This window comes from Kitasatospora sp. NPDC088134 (genome assembly GCF_044741705.1).
Lineage (GTDB): Bacteria > Actinomycetota > Actinomycetes > Streptomycetales > Streptomycetaceae > Kitasatospora.
In genome coordinates, this window is the sequence record NZ_JBIUTD010000005.1 from 327,002 (window position 1) to 341,169 (window position 14,168).

Annotated in this window: 10 protein-coding genes; 2 read left to right on the forward strand and 8 right to left on the reverse strand. The window is 76.8% G+C overall.

Annotated elements, in window-relative coordinates; translation table 11 throughout:
• Positions 1-46: 46 nt before the first annotated feature.
• Positions 47-2,755 carry a LuxR C-terminal-related transcriptional regulator gene (locus tag ACIOHG_RS11440; protein ID WP_400948335.1) on the forward strand — a complete coding sequence of 903 codons (2,709 nt, stop codon included), beginning with the start codon at positions 47-49 and terminating at the stop codon, positions 2,753-2,755.
• Positions 2,756-2,788: 33 nt separating this feature from the next.
• Here ACIOHG_RS11440 and ACIOHG_RS11445 read toward each other — a convergent pair whose 3' ends face one another.
• The 3 genes from ACIOHG_RS11445 to ACIOHG_RS11455 all read right to left on the reverse strand — a co-directional run bounded on the left by ACIOHG_RS11445 (position 2,789) and on the right by ACIOHG_RS11455 (position 6,161).
• A complete protein-coding gene (locus tag ACIOHG_RS11445) occupies positions 2,789-4,585 on the reverse strand; it encodes a ricin-type beta-trefoil lectin domain protein (protein ID WP_400948337.1) in 1,797 nt (598 codons plus the stop codon).
• 337 nt (positions 4,586-4,922) lie between these two features.
• Entirely contained in the window at positions 4,923-5,513 is a 591-nt protein-coding gene (locus ACIOHG_RS11450; RefSeq protein WP_400948340.1) for a Dps family protein, read from the reverse strand.
• A gap of 117 nt (positions 5,514-5,630) precedes the next feature.
• On the reverse strand, positions 5,631-6,161 hold the full coding sequence (locus ACIOHG_RS11455) for a hypothetical protein (RefSeq protein WP_400948342.1): 531 nt from the start codon (positions 6,159-6,161) through the stop codon (positions 5,631-5,633).
• Between the two features lie 283 nt (positions 6,162-6,444).
• Between ACIOHG_RS11455 and ACIOHG_RS11460 the strand changes: the two genes are divergently transcribed.
• Complete coding sequence (locus ACIOHG_RS11460; protein ID WP_400948345.1) at positions 6,445-6,663, forward strand: hypothetical protein; 219 nt, start codon at positions 6,445-6,447, stop codon at positions 6,661-6,663.
• 66 nt (positions 6,664-6,729) lie between these two features.
• Here the strand turns inward: ACIOHG_RS11460 and ACIOHG_RS11465 are convergent, their stop codons facing one another.
• The 5 genes from ACIOHG_RS11465 to ACIOHG_RS11485 all read right to left on the reverse strand — a co-directional run bounded on the left by ACIOHG_RS11465 (position 6,730) and on the right by ACIOHG_RS11485 (position 13,898).
• The gene (locus ACIOHG_RS11465) at positions 6,730-7,875 is read right to left on the reverse strand and encodes a hypothetical protein (protein WP_400948346.1); all 1,146 of its coding nucleotides are present in this window, start codon (positions 7,873-7,875) and stop codon (positions 6,730-6,732) included.
• Positions 7,876-8,261: 386 nt separating this feature from the next.
• Complete coding sequence (locus ACIOHG_RS11470) at positions 8,262-8,867, reverse strand: hypothetical protein (protein WP_400948349.1); 606 nt, start codon at positions 8,865-8,867, stop codon at positions 8,262-8,264.
• Positions 8,868-8,940: 73 nt separating this feature from the next.
• Positions 8,941-10,653, reverse strand: a complete 1,713-nt coding sequence (locus ACIOHG_RS11475; RefSeq protein WP_400948352.1) for an FUSC family protein — start codon at positions 10,651-10,653, stop codon at positions 8,941-8,943.
• A 49-nt stretch (positions 10,654-10,702) separates the two neighbouring features.
• Positions 10,703-12,571, reverse strand: a complete 1,869-nt coding sequence (locus ACIOHG_RS11480; RefSeq protein ID WP_400948354.1) for an acyl-CoA dehydrogenase — start codon at positions 12,569-12,571, stop codon at positions 10,703-10,705.
• 217 nt (positions 12,572-12,788) lie between these two features.
• Positions 12,789-13,898 carry a hypothetical protein gene (locus ACIOHG_RS11485; RefSeq protein WP_400948356.1) on the reverse strand — a complete coding sequence of 370 codons (1,110 nt, stop codon included), beginning with the start codon at positions 13,896-13,898 and terminating at the stop codon, positions 12,789-12,791.
• Positions 13,899-14,168: the final 270 nt, after the last annotated feature.

The following is a 14,168-nucleotide window of genomic DNA, read 5'->3' on the forward strand; positions in this document are numbered from 1 at the left end:
CCCCTTGACCTGGACCGAAGGGGCCTGGTTGGCGCAGGATGGCCCGATGCCGGACTCCGCGATACGGGCGAGCGCGCTCCAGGAACCCTCCGGGGCGGTGCTTGCGGTGGTACCGGACGAGGTGCGCGGTATCCGCCGGGTGGTGCTGTTCGGGCCGCCCGGAATCGGCCGGACCACTGCGGCCGGCGTCCTGGGCCGGCAGCTGGGCCTGCCCGTCCTGCGGCTGGCCCCGGGCCTGCAGGACGCGCGGATCCCGTACGCCGGGCTGCTCGAACTCGCCCTCGCCCTGGAGCCGTCGGCGGCCGCGCGGGAACTCGTGGCGGCCCTGGACGCGGCCCCGTCCCCCGGGGACGCCGGGGCGTCCCTGCGGCTGCGCCGGCTGACCGCCGCCGCGCTGCGGGAGGCGCCGCCGCTCACCCTGGTGGTCGACAACGCCCAGTGGCTGGACCCGGCCGGCGCGGCCGTCCTGGGCTGGGCGCTGCGCCTGGTCCCGGACCTCCCCGTCGTCGTGGCCGAACGGGCCTGGCGGCCGGGCGCCGGGGGCCACTGGTGCGGGGAGGACGCGTACCCGCTGCGCGTCCCGGCCCTGACGGTCCCCCAGGTCGCGGAGCTGCTCGCGCCGTACCGCCCGAGCCCGCGCGAGGTCGCCCGGATCCACGCCCGCAGCGGCGGGAACCCGGCCCTGGCGCTGGCCCTCGCCGACGGCGCGGGCCAGGACCCGGACGGCGGGGACGGGCCGTTCCTCCCGGCGGCGGCCCGCCGGCTGGTGGGCGAGTGGCTGGCCGAAGTGACGCCCCAGGTCCAGGAGTTGCTGACGCTCGCCGCGCTGGACGACCGGCCCGACCTCGACCTGCTGAGCCGCCTGGCCGGACCGGCGGCCGGACCGCTGCTGGCCGAGGCCGGGGCGGCCGGGCTGGTCGACCTCGACCGGCCCGACCGGACGGTGCGGTTCACCGCCTCCGCGATCGGCACCGAACTCACCGCCCGGCTGCCGGACGCCGCCCGCCGGCTCCTGCACGCCCGGCTGGCCGAGGCCGCCCACGACGGCCTCCGCCGCGACCGGCACACCGCGCTGGCCGCCGACCCCGCCGATCCGCACGCGGCCCGGCGGGCGGCAGCCGCCGCCGTCCGGGCCCGGCTGCGCGGCGAGCACGCGCTGGCGGCCGAACTGTCCCTGCTCGCCGCCGAACGCACCCCGGGCGACGACACCGGCCTGCTCGCCGAACGGGCCCTGACGGCGGTGCGGGACGCCGCACACTACGGCGACCTCCCGCGCGGCCGGACCGCCGCCCGCCTCCTGCTGCACCGGGAGACCTCCCCCGACCTGCGCGTCGACACCCTGGTCGCGCTGATCGACGCGAGCGGACAGCACCTGCAGGACGCGGACCACCTGTTCGCCGACGCGCTGCACGCGGCGGCCGACCGGCCCGACCTGACCGGGCGCGTCCTGCTCCGCCAGTCGATCTGGGCCAACGTCAACGAGGGCGACCCGCACCGGGCCTGCCACCTGGCCGAACGGGCCGCCGCCCTGGCCGAGGCCGTCGGCGACACCGCCACGACCGCGATGGCCCTCACCATGCAGGCCCGGCTCCGGCGCGTCCTGGGCCGCCCCGGGGCCGAGGACTCGCGCGCCCGCGCACTGTCCCTGCCGCGCACCGCCGGCGTCCCCGCCAATGGCACGCCCCAGCACCTCGCCGCCCGGCACGCCCTCTTCGACGACCGGCCCGACCGGGCCCGCACCGTGCTGCTGCCGCTGCTGGTCGAGGCCGAGCGGGCGGGGGACGCCGAAGCCACCGTCGACGTCCTGCGCAGCCTGGCCGAGGCCGAACTGCGCGCCGGACGCTGCGCCCGGGCCCTCGACCACGCCCGGCGCGCCCAGGCCCTGACCGACCGCACCGCGCTGTCACCCGCCCCGGCCTGCTACACCTCCGCCCTGGTCGAGGGCAGCGCCCGGAGCACGGCCGCCGCGCTCGACCACGCCCGCCGCGGCGTCGAGGCCGCCCGGCAGGAGGACAACAAGGTCTTCCTCTCCCGCAACCTGTTCGCCCTCGGCCACCTGCTGCTGACCACCGGCCGGCCGCAGGAGGCCCTGGCGGCGCTGGCGGAGGTGCGCGCCCTGGAGGCGCTCCAGCAGGTCGGCGACCCGTCGGTGCTGCGCTGGCACGCCGACCTGGCCGAGGCCCTGGTCACGCTGGGCCGCCTCGACGAGGCCCGGGACCTGCTGGACGACGTCCACCGCACCGCGACCGGCCTCGGCCGCGACTGCGTGCTGCCCGCGGTCGACCGCGTCCGGGCCCTGCTGGACGCCGCCCGCGGCGACCACGACGCCGCCGCGCGGCGCCTCACCGGCGTGGCCGACCGCCTGCACCACCTGCCGCTCGAACGCGGCCGGGCCCTGCTGGCGCTCAGCCACACCGAACGGCGCGGGCGCCGTCGGGCCGCCGCCCGGGCCGCCGCCCGGAGCGCCGCCGACCTCTTCGCCGCGCACGGGGCGCTCCCCTGGGCCGAGGCCGCCGCGCACGTCCTGGACCGGCTGGAGCCCGCCCCCGCGGACGGCGGCCCGCTCCCCCGCCTCACCGGGGCCGAGCAGCGCTGCGCCGAACTCGCCGCCGGCGGGGCGAGCAACCGGGACATCGCCGCCGCCCTCACCGTCAGCGTCAAGACGGTCGAGGCCACCCTCACCCGGGTCTACCGGAAGCTCGACGTGCACTCCCGGGTCCAACTCGCCCGCGCGGTGGCCCCGGCGGGCGGGTGACCCCCAACCGGGGCGGTGCCGGGCGGCCCCGGGTCAGGGGGCGGGCGGGGCGGCGAAGGGCGCGCTCCAGGTCTGGTTGGGCTGGTGGGTGCCGCAGGTGTAGCCGGCGACGGGCTTGGCCTTGTCGTTGACCGCGCCGCCGGCGATGTCGGCGCAGACCCCGTTGGCCTTCAGCTGACCGGCCAGGGTGTACGTCCAGAGCTGCTTGGCGTCGGCGCCGTCGCAGGTGCGCAGCTTGAGCCCGGCGGACTCGCCGGACAGGCAGAGGCCGGGCGCGGCCAGGGAGGTGATCCGGCCGTCGGTCTGGCGCTGCCACTGCTGGTTGCCGCCGCCGTGGCAGTCCCAGAGGCCGACGGTGGCACCGTTGGTGGCGCCGTTGTAGGCGTCGAGGCAGTAGGCGTAGCCCTGGAAGCCGGGCTGGGCGGCCTGGATCTGGCCGGTGGGCAGGGCGGTGCCGCAACTGCCGGGCGCGATGGTGTACATGACGTTGTCGTGGGCGCCGACGGTGGCGGTGATCGAGCCCGTGACCTGCGAAGTGCTGTGGTTCCACAGGTCCTTGGCGGTGCGGGCGCAGCCGGTGTTGCCGAAGCCGACCCGGGCCAGGTCGATGGTGACGGCGGTGGCGGTGGCGTTCTTGTTGACCACGACCACGGCGCGCGAGCCGTCGGCGAGCGGCTTGACGACGGTCTCGGTCCCGGCGCCGGTGGTGGCGCCGTCGCGGGCGGCGAGGTAGCCGCCGGCGGTGGTGTCCTGGTCGACGGCGATGATGTCGGCGTTCTTCAGGATGCCCAGCTGGGTGGCGTAGCCGGCGGGGTCGGCGGCCATCTTCCGGACGTCGGTGGAGATCATCAGCGGCGAGCCCATCGCCGACCAGAGGGCGAACTGGCTGCGCTGCTCGGCCGGGGTGAGCTGGTTGTTGTCGCCGATCAGCAGCATGTCGGCGTCGTTGTGGTTGCCGGGGCCGTTGTAGCGGGCCAGCGCGACGGTGTCCTCGAAGTTCTGCAGGACGCCGCCCTCGTAGTAGTCGCCGCCGTGCGGCCAGTCCCAGGCCGAGGTGGTGGCGGGGTGCCAGACGGCGATGTCGGGGCTGACCCGCCACATCTGGCCGAGGCCGCGCACCCACTCCTGGGCGTTGTACTTCTCCGGGCTGGTGGGGCCGTAGCCGGCGGGCGCCGACTCGTTGAAGAGGATCTTGCGGCTGGTGCCCGCGGTGGCGGTCCTCAGCGCGTTGGCGAAGGCGGTGAACTCGCTCTGCCGGTTACTCTGGGTGGTGCCGCAGTTGTCGACCTTGATGGAGTCGACGCCCCAGTAGGCCAGCGAGTTGGCGTCCGCCTGCTCGTGGCCCATGATGCCGCCGGGCACGCCCTGGCAGGTGTTGACGCCGGAGGTGGTGTAGAGGCCGGCCTCCATGCCCTGGCCGTGCACGTAGTCGGCGTAGCCGGTGAGTTCCCAGTCGAAGCCGGGCTGGCTGCTGCTCCCCCAGGTCGCGGCGCCGTGCAGGTAGCCGGCGGCGGTGCGCTGCATCCAGCAGTCGTCGACGGTGAGGTTGGTGTAGCCGGCGGCGACCAGGCCGGTGTCCTTCATCGCCTTGGCCTGGTCCTGCATGAACTGCTGGAAGGAGTAGCCGTCCCGGGTGCCGTCGAGCCGGGCCTGGGCGGCGCAGGTGAAGCGCGCCCAGTTGTTGAAGCCCATCATCGGCTTCACCCCGATCGGGGTGCTGGTGTTGGCGGCCGTGCTGTCGGCGGCGGCCGGGGCTCCGGCGGCCACGGCCAGCCCGGCGGTGACGACGGCTGCGGTACAGGCCCCGAGCACGCGGTGGTGCCATCGCATGGGTTCTCCTGATTGCTTCGGAGTGAGCAAACGTGAGCGATACCCGCCATCGGCGAGCACGTTCGAGCAAGAGTGGCGAGGCGGCGCCCGGCCGTCAAGGGATCCGGCGCGACACTCCGAGCCCGGCCCCCGCTTCCGCCCCACCCCTTCCCATCGCGCAGTCGATGCGGAAGTATGCACAAACATGCTTGATCGAGCGCCAGGCGAAGCACATCCGATCACCCCCATCGGCTTCCTGACGCACCGCCGGCCGTTCCGCGCACCCGGCGCTCGGCGCAAACGCGTTCGGCACCACAGGGTCAGTGGGCAGACCCTGTGGTGCCGAACACGGGCGGAATCAGCCGGCGGCCCTGGCGGACTTGCGGGCGGCCTTCTTCGCGGCGCGCTCCTCGGTGGGGACGCCCGCCGTGGCGAGGGTGCCGCTGGAGCTCTCCAGGTGGGCGCGGACGAACCACTGGTACTGCTCCAGGTCGCGGAGCTGCTCGATCAGCAGGTCCTCGGTGGCGGGGTCGACGTCGCCGGCCTGCTTGACCGCGGCCCGCAGGTCGGTGATGACGCCGGTGTAGACCAGGTCGAGCGCCCCCAGGTGGGCGATGGCGTCGGCGCGGCCGACGGCGTAGTCGTCCCAGTCGCGCTCGGCGACCAGCCGCCCGGGCGTGCCGTGCGCGACGCCGCCGAGGGTGGCGATCCGCTCGGCGACGTCGTCGGCCATCTCGCGGACCCGGTCGACCTGGGGGTCGAGCATCTCGTGCACGGCGATGAAGTGCGGGCCGACCACGTTCCAGTGGATGTGCTTGAGGGTCAGGTGCAGGTCGTTCAGCGCGTGCAGCCGCCCCTGCAGTGCCGTGATCAGCTCCGCCCCCTGCGCGGTGGTCAGGCCGGGAACGGTGTAGGCGGGGCGGTCGGCGGCGCGGGTGCTGCGGGCCATGGCGGGGCCTCCTCGATCGGTTCGTTGCGGTGTCCGGTGCACCGCCTCCCCGATTCCGGACGATTCATGGCCCGATCACCCGAAAAACTCGACACCTCCCCGCCCGGGCCGCAGTGTTCAGCCGATGCCGGTGACCGAGAGGGCGGTGGTCCAGTTGGTGCGGATCGCGTTGCGGGCGGCGGCGAGGGTGATCCGGCCGGAGCAGACGGCGTTCTTGAGGCGGGTCTCGACGCCGTCCTTGGTGGTGGCGGTCTTGGTCCCGGAGTAGGGCTCGGGCCACAGGTTCGCGGGGTCGCGCGGGGCGCCGCCGAGTTCGAGGGGGACGAGGTGGTCCTCCTCGTAGGCGGTGGTGGAGGTGTTCGCGTAGCCGTAGTCGGCGATGCCCTGGACCTTGAGCGCGTTGGTGTAGGAGGTGGGCGGGCGGACGGTCGCGGTCCAGCCGGAGACGCAGATCGTGGACTGGATGGTCGACTGGGTGACGTCCGGGTTGTACGCGCCGGGCGTGCAGGCGGGGTCGGGCAGCGGCAGGTAGGAGCGGGAGCAGCTGGCGGCGTGCGCGGTGCCGGCGCCGAAGCCGAGGACGAGGCCGCCGAGGGCCAGGGCCAGGGCGGTGCCGGCGGCGGCCGGTATCCGGGTGGTCGAACGCATGGGTGCCTCCGGGCGCGGGGCTCGGCGCGGATCGCCGAGGTCGCGTCCATGACACTCCCGGTCGCGCTACACGGGTAGACCCCGGGCGGTAAATTCCTCGTGTGGACCGGCCGACGCCCCGTCGACGCGCGGTCGCCGTCCGGCGGGACGGGCCCCGCCCGGTGGTATCGCTGCGGAACCGGGGCATTGTGCGTGCGCCGGAGCGGGGCAGGAGCGTGGACGAAAGGGGTGCTCGGCGCCCAGGAGCTCCGCACCCGGCAGCCCGGCACGATCGGAGGATGCCATGTCCGTCAGTCGTCCCCTCCCCGTCCCCGCGGAGGTGATCGGTCACTCCGCGCCCACCGCGACGCCCGAGTGCGAGTCCTCGACCACGCACGGCATCTCCACGCCCGAGGCGGTGGAGTTGCACTCGGCCTGGCCCGGCTGGGCCCCGCTCCTGGTCATCACGCTCATGGTGGTGTCCGCCGTCGGCTTCGCCGTGGGGCGGATCTTCGGCTGGTGAAGCCGGTGAACGGCGGTCCCCGCCCCCGCCGGACGCGGGGGCGGGGACCGGGGCGCCGACCGGGCGTCAGGAGTGCAGGGAGATGTCCGCGTTCTTGGTCCGCAGGGTGGGCGGCAGGGGCTCGGTGCCGGACGTGCGGACGGCCTCGGCCCGGGCCGCGTGGAAGGCCTCGACGGGGTCGCCCTGCTCGCACCAGACCTGGGCGCCGCACCAGCGGCCGATCAGCCGGAACTGCTCCAGCGCCTCGGCGGGCATCCCCGCCTCGCCCAGGTGGTGGGCCAGCAGGTGGCGCAGGCCGGGCAGGCGCTCGTCCTCGGGCCGGACCTCGGCCAGGGCGCGGGCGACGGCGGCCAGCCGGGCCTGCGCGGCGGGGCCGGTGGGAAGGCCGGAGCCGCGCCCGGCCAGCTCGGACAGCGCGTGCAGGTAGATGCCGGGGAGCGGGCTCCCGGCCGGGGCGCCGTCCATCGCCTGCTCCGCGAACGCCATCATCTTGCCGTTGGTGCCGTACCACTTGGCGCACCAGTACTGCATGCCCTGCCAGTGGCCCTCGTAGTGGTGCGGGGCGCGGGCCACCAGGCCCTCCCAGAGCGGCCGGAACTGCTCGGGCTTGTACTGGGCGCCGCGGGCCGCCGTCACCATGACCACCCAGGGGGCGGGGTTCGCGGGGTCGAGCGGCGCGGCCCGCCGGGCCGCCTCGATCGCCGCCGGCAGCAGTTCGCGGAACCGGGCCATCCGCTCGGCCGGGACCTCGCGGGCGAACCCGCCGCCGCGGATCTCCCAGGCCCGGTGCACCATCAGGTCCGCCTCCAGGGCGGCGGCGTCGCAGTTGTCCGGGTCGGCGGTGCGCCACTCCTTCAGCCAGGCGTCGTCCTCGCGGGCGATGGCGCGCAGCAGTTCGAAGCGGGACCAGCGCGCGTCCCAGTCGGTGCCCGGGGCCGCGACGTGCGTGGCGGCGGTCCGCCAGTCGCCGTTCCAGGCGGCGTCGGCGACGGCCTGCGACTGCCGGCGGACGTGCTCGGGCGCGGGCGGGCCGCTGCGGGTCGGGTCGAGCGACTCGCGCGGCACCAGGCCGTACGCGGCGGCGTCGAAGGAGACCGGGGCGCGGTGCTGCGGACGGGGCTTCGGCGCGGGGGCGGCCGTGCTCCGGCTCCGGTAGCTGCGGAGCAGGGCGATGATCAGGATGGGGGCCGCCAGGACCAACAGGTGTGTCACGGGGGGAGATCATTCCCCGCCGGGGCGGCGGACGGCAATGGGGAATTCCGGAACCCGTCCGCCGACGAACGGCCGCCCCGTACCGCCCGGACCGGCGCCCGCTCCCTGACGGCCCGTCACCGTCCGCGCCGGGGCGGACGGGTCGGGTCCCGGCCGGGCGGCACGCCGCTTCCTGCCGGAAAGGGTGACAGGTGTCGGCGCCGGGGTCTACGGTCAGCACACGGCCCAACGGCAGCGCCCTGCGAGCCCCCGTCCCGGGCGACCCACACTCGCCCGAGGACGGTTCCCGGCCGGTGGAGCAGTGACCGGCCGCAGTCCGGCCTCCGGGGCCGCCCCGCCCTCCCCTGTCGCGGGCGCCCCGGAGGGCCCGGCCGGAGCGGCCCGGGCTACGACAGGTAGGACCGCCGGGTGCGCTTGACGACCAGGTCGACCTGGACGCCGGCCGGGGCGAGGAGGTGTGCCAGCTCCCGGCACAGGGCCTCGGGGTCGGTGCCGGACGGCGGCAGCGCGGTGGGCCGGAGCAGGCGGCCGTCGGCGAGCAGGACGAACAGGGTGAGCCGGGCGGCGGGCGGTTTCCCGTCGTCCCAGTACGACTCCACCAGGGAGTGCTCCAGCCAAACCTGCCGCACCTCGGCGAGCGGCCTCGGCGGGTCGGTGCGCGCGGCCCGCAGCACGGTCAGGGTGTCGGGGGCGGCGGCGGGCGAGAAGCGCAGCCGGCGCGCGTCCCGGTAGGCGCCGCGGACGTCCGCGACCGCGGCGACGGCGAGCCCGAGCAGGGCGGCCGCGCCGATGGCGGCCCAGATCGGGCCGGGCCCCGCGTCGTGGGCGACCAGGCCCAGGTAGAGCGGGGTCCCGCAGACCGCGCCGATCAGCAGCGCCCCGAGCGCCCCCTCCGCCCACTTCCCGGCCGCGAAGCGGAGCGGCCCAGCCCCCTCGCGCAGCACCACGTCGACCACGTCGGGGTTCGAACGGTCGATCCTCACCCGGCTCATGACAGTACGTTAGGCCCGCTCCCCCGGTGCCGGAAGGGCGCACCGGGGCGCGGTGGCGGGCCGGCCCGGGCCGTCAGGCCCGGTGGAGTCGTTCGAGCAGCAGGTAGGCGCGTTCCTCGGCGGCGGCCAGGACCGCCGGGTCGACGCCGGCCTCCCAGAGTTCGCCCGCCGCCGCGTCGTCCGCCTCGCGCAGTTCCACCGCGGCGGCGGCCAGCTCGGCCCGCAGGTCCGGACCGGCCGGGGCGCCGCCGGCCAGGGCGCGTTCGGCCGCCGCGGTGGCCGCGGCGCAGGCGGCGAGCGCCCGTTCGACCCGGACGGCGGCCCGGTCGTGGACCACCAGCAGCGCGCAGAGCAGGCCGAGGACGATGCCCAGGACGCTGCCCAGGGCCCGGTCCAGCACCAGGTGCCCGGCGGGGGCCGGCGCGGCCAGGTCGCTCATCAGCAGCGCCAGCGGGGTGACGAACAGCACGCCGAGCGCGTAGTTGCGCACCACGGCGTACTCCAGCAGGAACTCCAGCACCACGACCACCACGACCAGGGCCGCCGGCCCGGGCCCGGTGGCCAGCACGGCGACCGCGAGCAGCAGCCCGGCGAAGGTCCCGAGCGTGCGCTGCACGGCCCGGTGCGCGGTGGTCCGGACGCTCACCGAGTGCAGGACGGCCGCCGCCGACAGCGCCGCCCAGTAGCCGTGCCCGAGGCCGAGCAGCAGTGCCAGGCCGCCCGCGGCACCCGTCCCGAGCACCATCCGCAGCGCCGGCACGACGAGCACCGCGCCCCGGTACGCCCGCCGCCCGCCCGGCCCGCCACCCAGCAGCTCGGCCGCCCGCCGCCCCGCGCCCCCGGGCACCGGGGCGCCCGCGCCGCCCGACGACGGCCCCGACGACGGCCCCGACCGCGCTCCGGGCTCGCGTCGACTGGCGGTCAACTCCGCGGCGAGTTCCCGCAGTTGATCGGCCCGGGCGGCCGCGTCGGGCGGGTTGCGGCGGGCCGAGCGGACCAGCAGCGACCAGCACAGGTCCGTCGCCCGCAGTCCGTCCCCGCCGCGCCCGGTCTCCGAAGCCCCTGCCGCCACCGCGGGCGGGCGGGCCCCGAGGGTGTCGTAGGCGCGCAGGACGGTCTCGGTGGCGCGGTGGCGGGCGCGGGCCCGGGCGGCGGGGTCGGCGGGATCGGTGTCGAGCAGGGCAGCCACGGCGCGCAGGGCGGTGGCGGCGGCCCGGTGCTGCGGCCGGTCGGGGTACCGGAGCCGGCCGACGAGGGAGAGGGCCCAGGCGACGGCGGCGGCCCCGGCGGCGGCCGCGCTCTGCGCGGCGATCTCGCGGCCGGTGGGGGCGCCGTTGGCGGCGACGGCGAAGGAGAAGACCAGCAGGACCACGCCGAGGCCGCTCAGCCGGGCGGCGTCGCAGCCGAACTTCGCGGCCCCGGCGACGAGGGCGGTGGCGGCCACCACCGCCGCGGCCCCGGCCGTCCCGGCGCCCGCGGCCCAGCCGGCGAGGAGCGAGCCGGCCGCGACCACGGCCGTCATCGCCAGGGCGACCGGGGCGAGCACCCGGGCCCGCCGCCGGTAGGGCAGGCCGCGTCCGAAGGTGGTGGCGAACGAGCCGAGCATGGCGTAGACCGCGAGCCGCGGGTGGCCGGCCAGCACCAACGGGACGGCGGGCAGTGCCAGCGCCGTCGCCGCGCGGAGGGCGAACGGCAGCGCGCCGTCCGCCCCGTTGAGCGCCAGGGCGCCCCGCGGCGACAGGACCCTCGTCACCCCGGCCACCGACGAAGGACGTGATCCGCGCATACCCCGCTGTATATCAGGTGACCGGCCGCTCTCCCGTTCCCCCGGCAGGTCACCCGTGCCGGAAGTGCGCGGCCGGGGTCTTGGCCAGGGTGGTGACGTAGTCGGCGGTGGCGAGCGGGGAGCCGGAGAGGTCGGCGAGTTCGGCGAACGCCTCGGCCAGCTGTTCGGCGTGCGGGGCGAGCCGGCGGACCCGGGCGTCGAGGGCCGGGTCGATCGCCCGGACCTGGTCGGGGGTGAGCAGGTCGTGGGCGACCAGCCAGGTCGTGCGCCGGCGGAGCTCGTCCAGGGCGTAGACGGCGGCCAGGTCGTGCGCGGCGGTGCGGGCGGGGCCGTCCGGGAGCGCGTCGACGGCGGCCCGGGTGGCGGCCAGGATCTGCCGCTGGCCGTGCGTCTCGCCGAGAGTGCGCAGCGCGACGGTGTGCGGGTCCCAGGCGTCGAACGGGTCGGCGCCGGCCGCCTCGGCGGCGGCGACGTCCCGGCGGATGCCGAGCGCCATGGTGCGTTCCTGGACGGCGAGCAGGTCGGCGAGCAGGGCCGGGTCGTCGACCGGGCGGCCGGTGGTGGCGGGGGCGGGGTCGGGGTCCTGCTCGGGGGTGGCGCCGACGATGGCCCGGGCCGCGTCCATCACGATCAGCAGGTTGTCGCCGCCGCCGGCGTTGAGCATGTGCCCGAGGCCCTGGTAGGAGAGGAAGCGGCTCACCGACAGGGCCCCCAGCACGCCGCAGCGCAGCCGGCACTCGGCGGTGGTGGCCTCGGCGGCCCAGGCGGTCATCGCCTTGGTCAGGGCCAGCGCGGCGTTGATGTCGACCCAGGGGGCCCAGGTCATGGTGCCGGTGGGGGCGGGGTCGGCGGGGCGGTCCCGGCGCCAGGAGGTGATCAGGGCGGCCCGTTCGGCCTGCGCCTGGTGGGCGCGGCAGCTGACGGCGAGGGCGGTGGCCAGGCAGGAGAACAGCGGCCGCTGCTGGGAGAGGTGGTCGATGAGCGGCCGGGCGGTGCCGATCCGGGCCAGCGTGGTGCGCCGGGTGGCCAGGTGCAGCGCGGTGGCGGCGCTGGTGCGGGTGACCTGGGCGAGCGCACCGGACATCCCGGCCCAGACGTTCTGGACGGCGGTCAGCGAGCGGGCCAGCCGACGGTCCCCCTGGTGCGGGTCGCGGAAGCTGCCGTCAGCGCCGATCGCGGCGCCGTCGCCGAGCCAGGCCGAGTGCGGCAGGCGGACGTGGTCGAACCGGGCGAGCGCGTAGTCCAGCGGGACGACGTCGGCGGGCACGGTGGTGATCGCGACGCCGGGGCGCAGGCCGTCCGGGCCCTCCAGCTCGACCAGGAAGGGGAACGCGCCGCGGTCCAGGCCGCCGACGATCAGCCGGGCGTTGACGACGGCCAGCCGGCGCAGGCCGGGCATGCCGATGTTGCCCATGAACTTCTGCGCGGCGTCGTCGGGGGTGTGCAGCACGAAGCCGCCGGTCGCCGGGTCGTGGGTGACGGTGGTGCGGACGCTCAACTGGCTGTTGCCGCTGCCGAGTTCGGTCACCAGGAGGTGGCCGATGGCGCGGGCGGAGGCCAGCGCGTCGCGGGCCTCGGCGAGCTCCGGGGCATCGGGGGCGAGGTCCTCCAGGAAGGACAGCGCCAGCCCGTGGTGGATGATCATGATGACGGCGAACGACGGGTCCACCACGGCGGCCGCGTTGATCAGCGCGAACATCAGCTCGGGGTCCCGGGCCAGGTTGGTGCCCGCCGGCAGCAGCTCGCTCACCCGCCTGGTCCGGTCGTAGGCGAGGCGGCAGGTCTCCTCCAGCGACAGGCCGGTGCGGGGACGGAAGATCTCGTCGGCCAGCACGGCGGCGGCGGTCCGGTGGTGCTCTCGGGTGGGCCCGCCGCGCAGCAGTTCGGCCAGGGCGGGGACCAGGGTGGGCTCGGACAAGACGGCCTCCAGGGGTCGGGGCGCCGCGCCGGTGCCCGGCCGCGGTCGCCGCTGCCGTCGATTGAAGTCCCGCCGCCGGGCGCCCGTCCCGGGGCCGCCCGCCGCGTCCCGTTGAATCGCCGGCCCTGTGGAAACCCCGGCGCGGCCGCCTCCGGGCCCCCGCGGGCCCGGGCGGCCGACCGTCGGGACGGATCGGACGGCCGCCCGGCCGCAGGGCTCAGCAGCCGACCGGCAGGGCCGGCTCGTCCGCCGGGTGGTGGCGGGTGCGCACCATGCAGGTCGAGACCGACAGCGGGCCGAGGCCGCCGAGGGCGTGCCGCAGGGCGGTGTCCAGGCCGGGCGGCATCGAGTGGGCCGGGGCGAGCACCACGGTGGTGACGGCGTGCATCGTCTCGGGGCCGATCTGGTCGAGGCGGGAGACGACCCGGACCCGGGCCGCCCCGCTGGCCCGGGCCAGGGCGCGGCTGTCCTCGTCGGGCTCGCCGAGGACGAGGGCGAGGTCGGCGCCGGCGCCGGCGCTGCGGACGGCGGCGAGCCGGTCGGAGGCGGCGGGGCAGAGGATGTCGAAGTGCTGGCCGCGCAGCCGAGGGAAGCGTTCGCGCAGCGCGGCGACCGCGGGCATGGCGTCCTCCAGCGGCATGCCGGGCTGGACGACGAAGGACACCCGGTCGGGGTCGATGCCGGTGAGGGCGGCGGCCTCGTCGAGCCCGCGCAGCAGCACCGTCCGCCCGGGGGCCCGACCGAGCAGGACGCCCGCCGCACCGGTGCCGGGCCGCCCGACGACGACCACGGTGTCGCCGCGCCCCGCGTACTCGGCGACGTCGTCGGCGGCGGCGTCGAGCAGCGGGCAGAGCTGCCCGGCGGGGTCGCGGACGGGCTCGGCGGGGTGCGGCACCGGCCCGGGGTGGTCGCCGAGGGCGGAGCGGGGCGGCGGCCCGGCGGGGCGACAGCGCCGGTGGCAGGACTCCTGGGTGGCGGCGGTGACCAGCCGCCGGGAGCGCAGGGTGTCGTACCAGCGGCCGACGACGTCGCCGACCGCGAGCGAGACCGCGGGGTGCACGGCGACGGCGAACCCGGCGGCGACGCCCCGGCGGTCGACGTAGGAGACGGCGAGGACGTCGGAGCCGCCGGCCGTCGCGCCCGTCACCGGGCCGATCGGGGCCAGCCGGACCCGGAGGCCGAGCTGCCGCAGCGAACCGGCCAGCAGGGGGGCGGCGGGGCAGGGGACCGGGCCGCGGTGGGGCCACTCGATCTCGGTGGCGACGACGGCTTCGCCCGGGGGGACGTCCGGTCCGTGCGACCTCAGGAATGAGCGGCTGCGGTTCATGTGCACCTCTGTTGTCCAGGCACTCGACGAATCCGGGAGGAACTGCCCGGGGAGGGCAGGAACAGGAATATTGCATATGCCAGGAGGAATTCCGCCCCCCGGCGGGCCGGGGCCGTCAAGATCAACCATTCGGACCGGACGGCCCGGAACCGCCCCGGCCGCCGGGTCGGGACGGCCGGGGCGGTTCTCCGCACCGACAGCAGTAGGTGTGCCCACGAACCAGTCGAACCGAGCCGTCCGGCGGCGTCCGCGGTGTTGAAAATCGCGCCC

Coding starts and splice junctions, on each gene's coding strand:
- ACIOHG_RS11485 (WP_400948356.1), bottom strand. CDS start 13,898: ATGAACCGCAGCCGCTCATTCCTGAGGTCGCACGGACCGGACGTCCCC.
- ACIOHG_RS11450 (WP_400948340.1), bottom strand. CDS start 5,513: ATGGCCCGCAGCACCCGCGCCGCCGACCGCCCCGCCTACACCGTTCCC.
- ACIOHG_RS11445 (WP_400948337.1), bottom strand. CDS start 4,585: ATGCGATGGCACCACCGCGTGCTCGGGGCCTGTACCGCAGCCGTCGTC.
- ACIOHG_RS11470 (WP_400948349.1), bottom strand. CDS start 8,867: ATGAGCCGGGTGAGGATCGACCGTTCGAACCCCGACGTGGTCGACGTG.
- ACIOHG_RS11440 (WP_400948335.1), top strand. CDS start 47: ATGCCGGACTCCGCGATACGGGCGAGCGCGCTCCAGGAACCCTCCGGG.
- ACIOHG_RS11475 (WP_400948352.1), bottom strand. CDS start 10,653: ATGCGCGGATCACGTCCTTCGTCGGTGGCCGGGGTGACGAGGGTCCTG.
- ACIOHG_RS11455 (WP_400948342.1), bottom strand. CDS start 6,161: ATGCGTTCGACCACCCGGATACCGGCCGCCGCCGGCACCGCCCTGGCC.
- ACIOHG_RS11460 (WP_400948345.1), top strand. CDS start 6,445: ATGTCCGTCAGTCGTCCCCTCCCCGTCCCCGCGGAGGTGATCGGTCAC.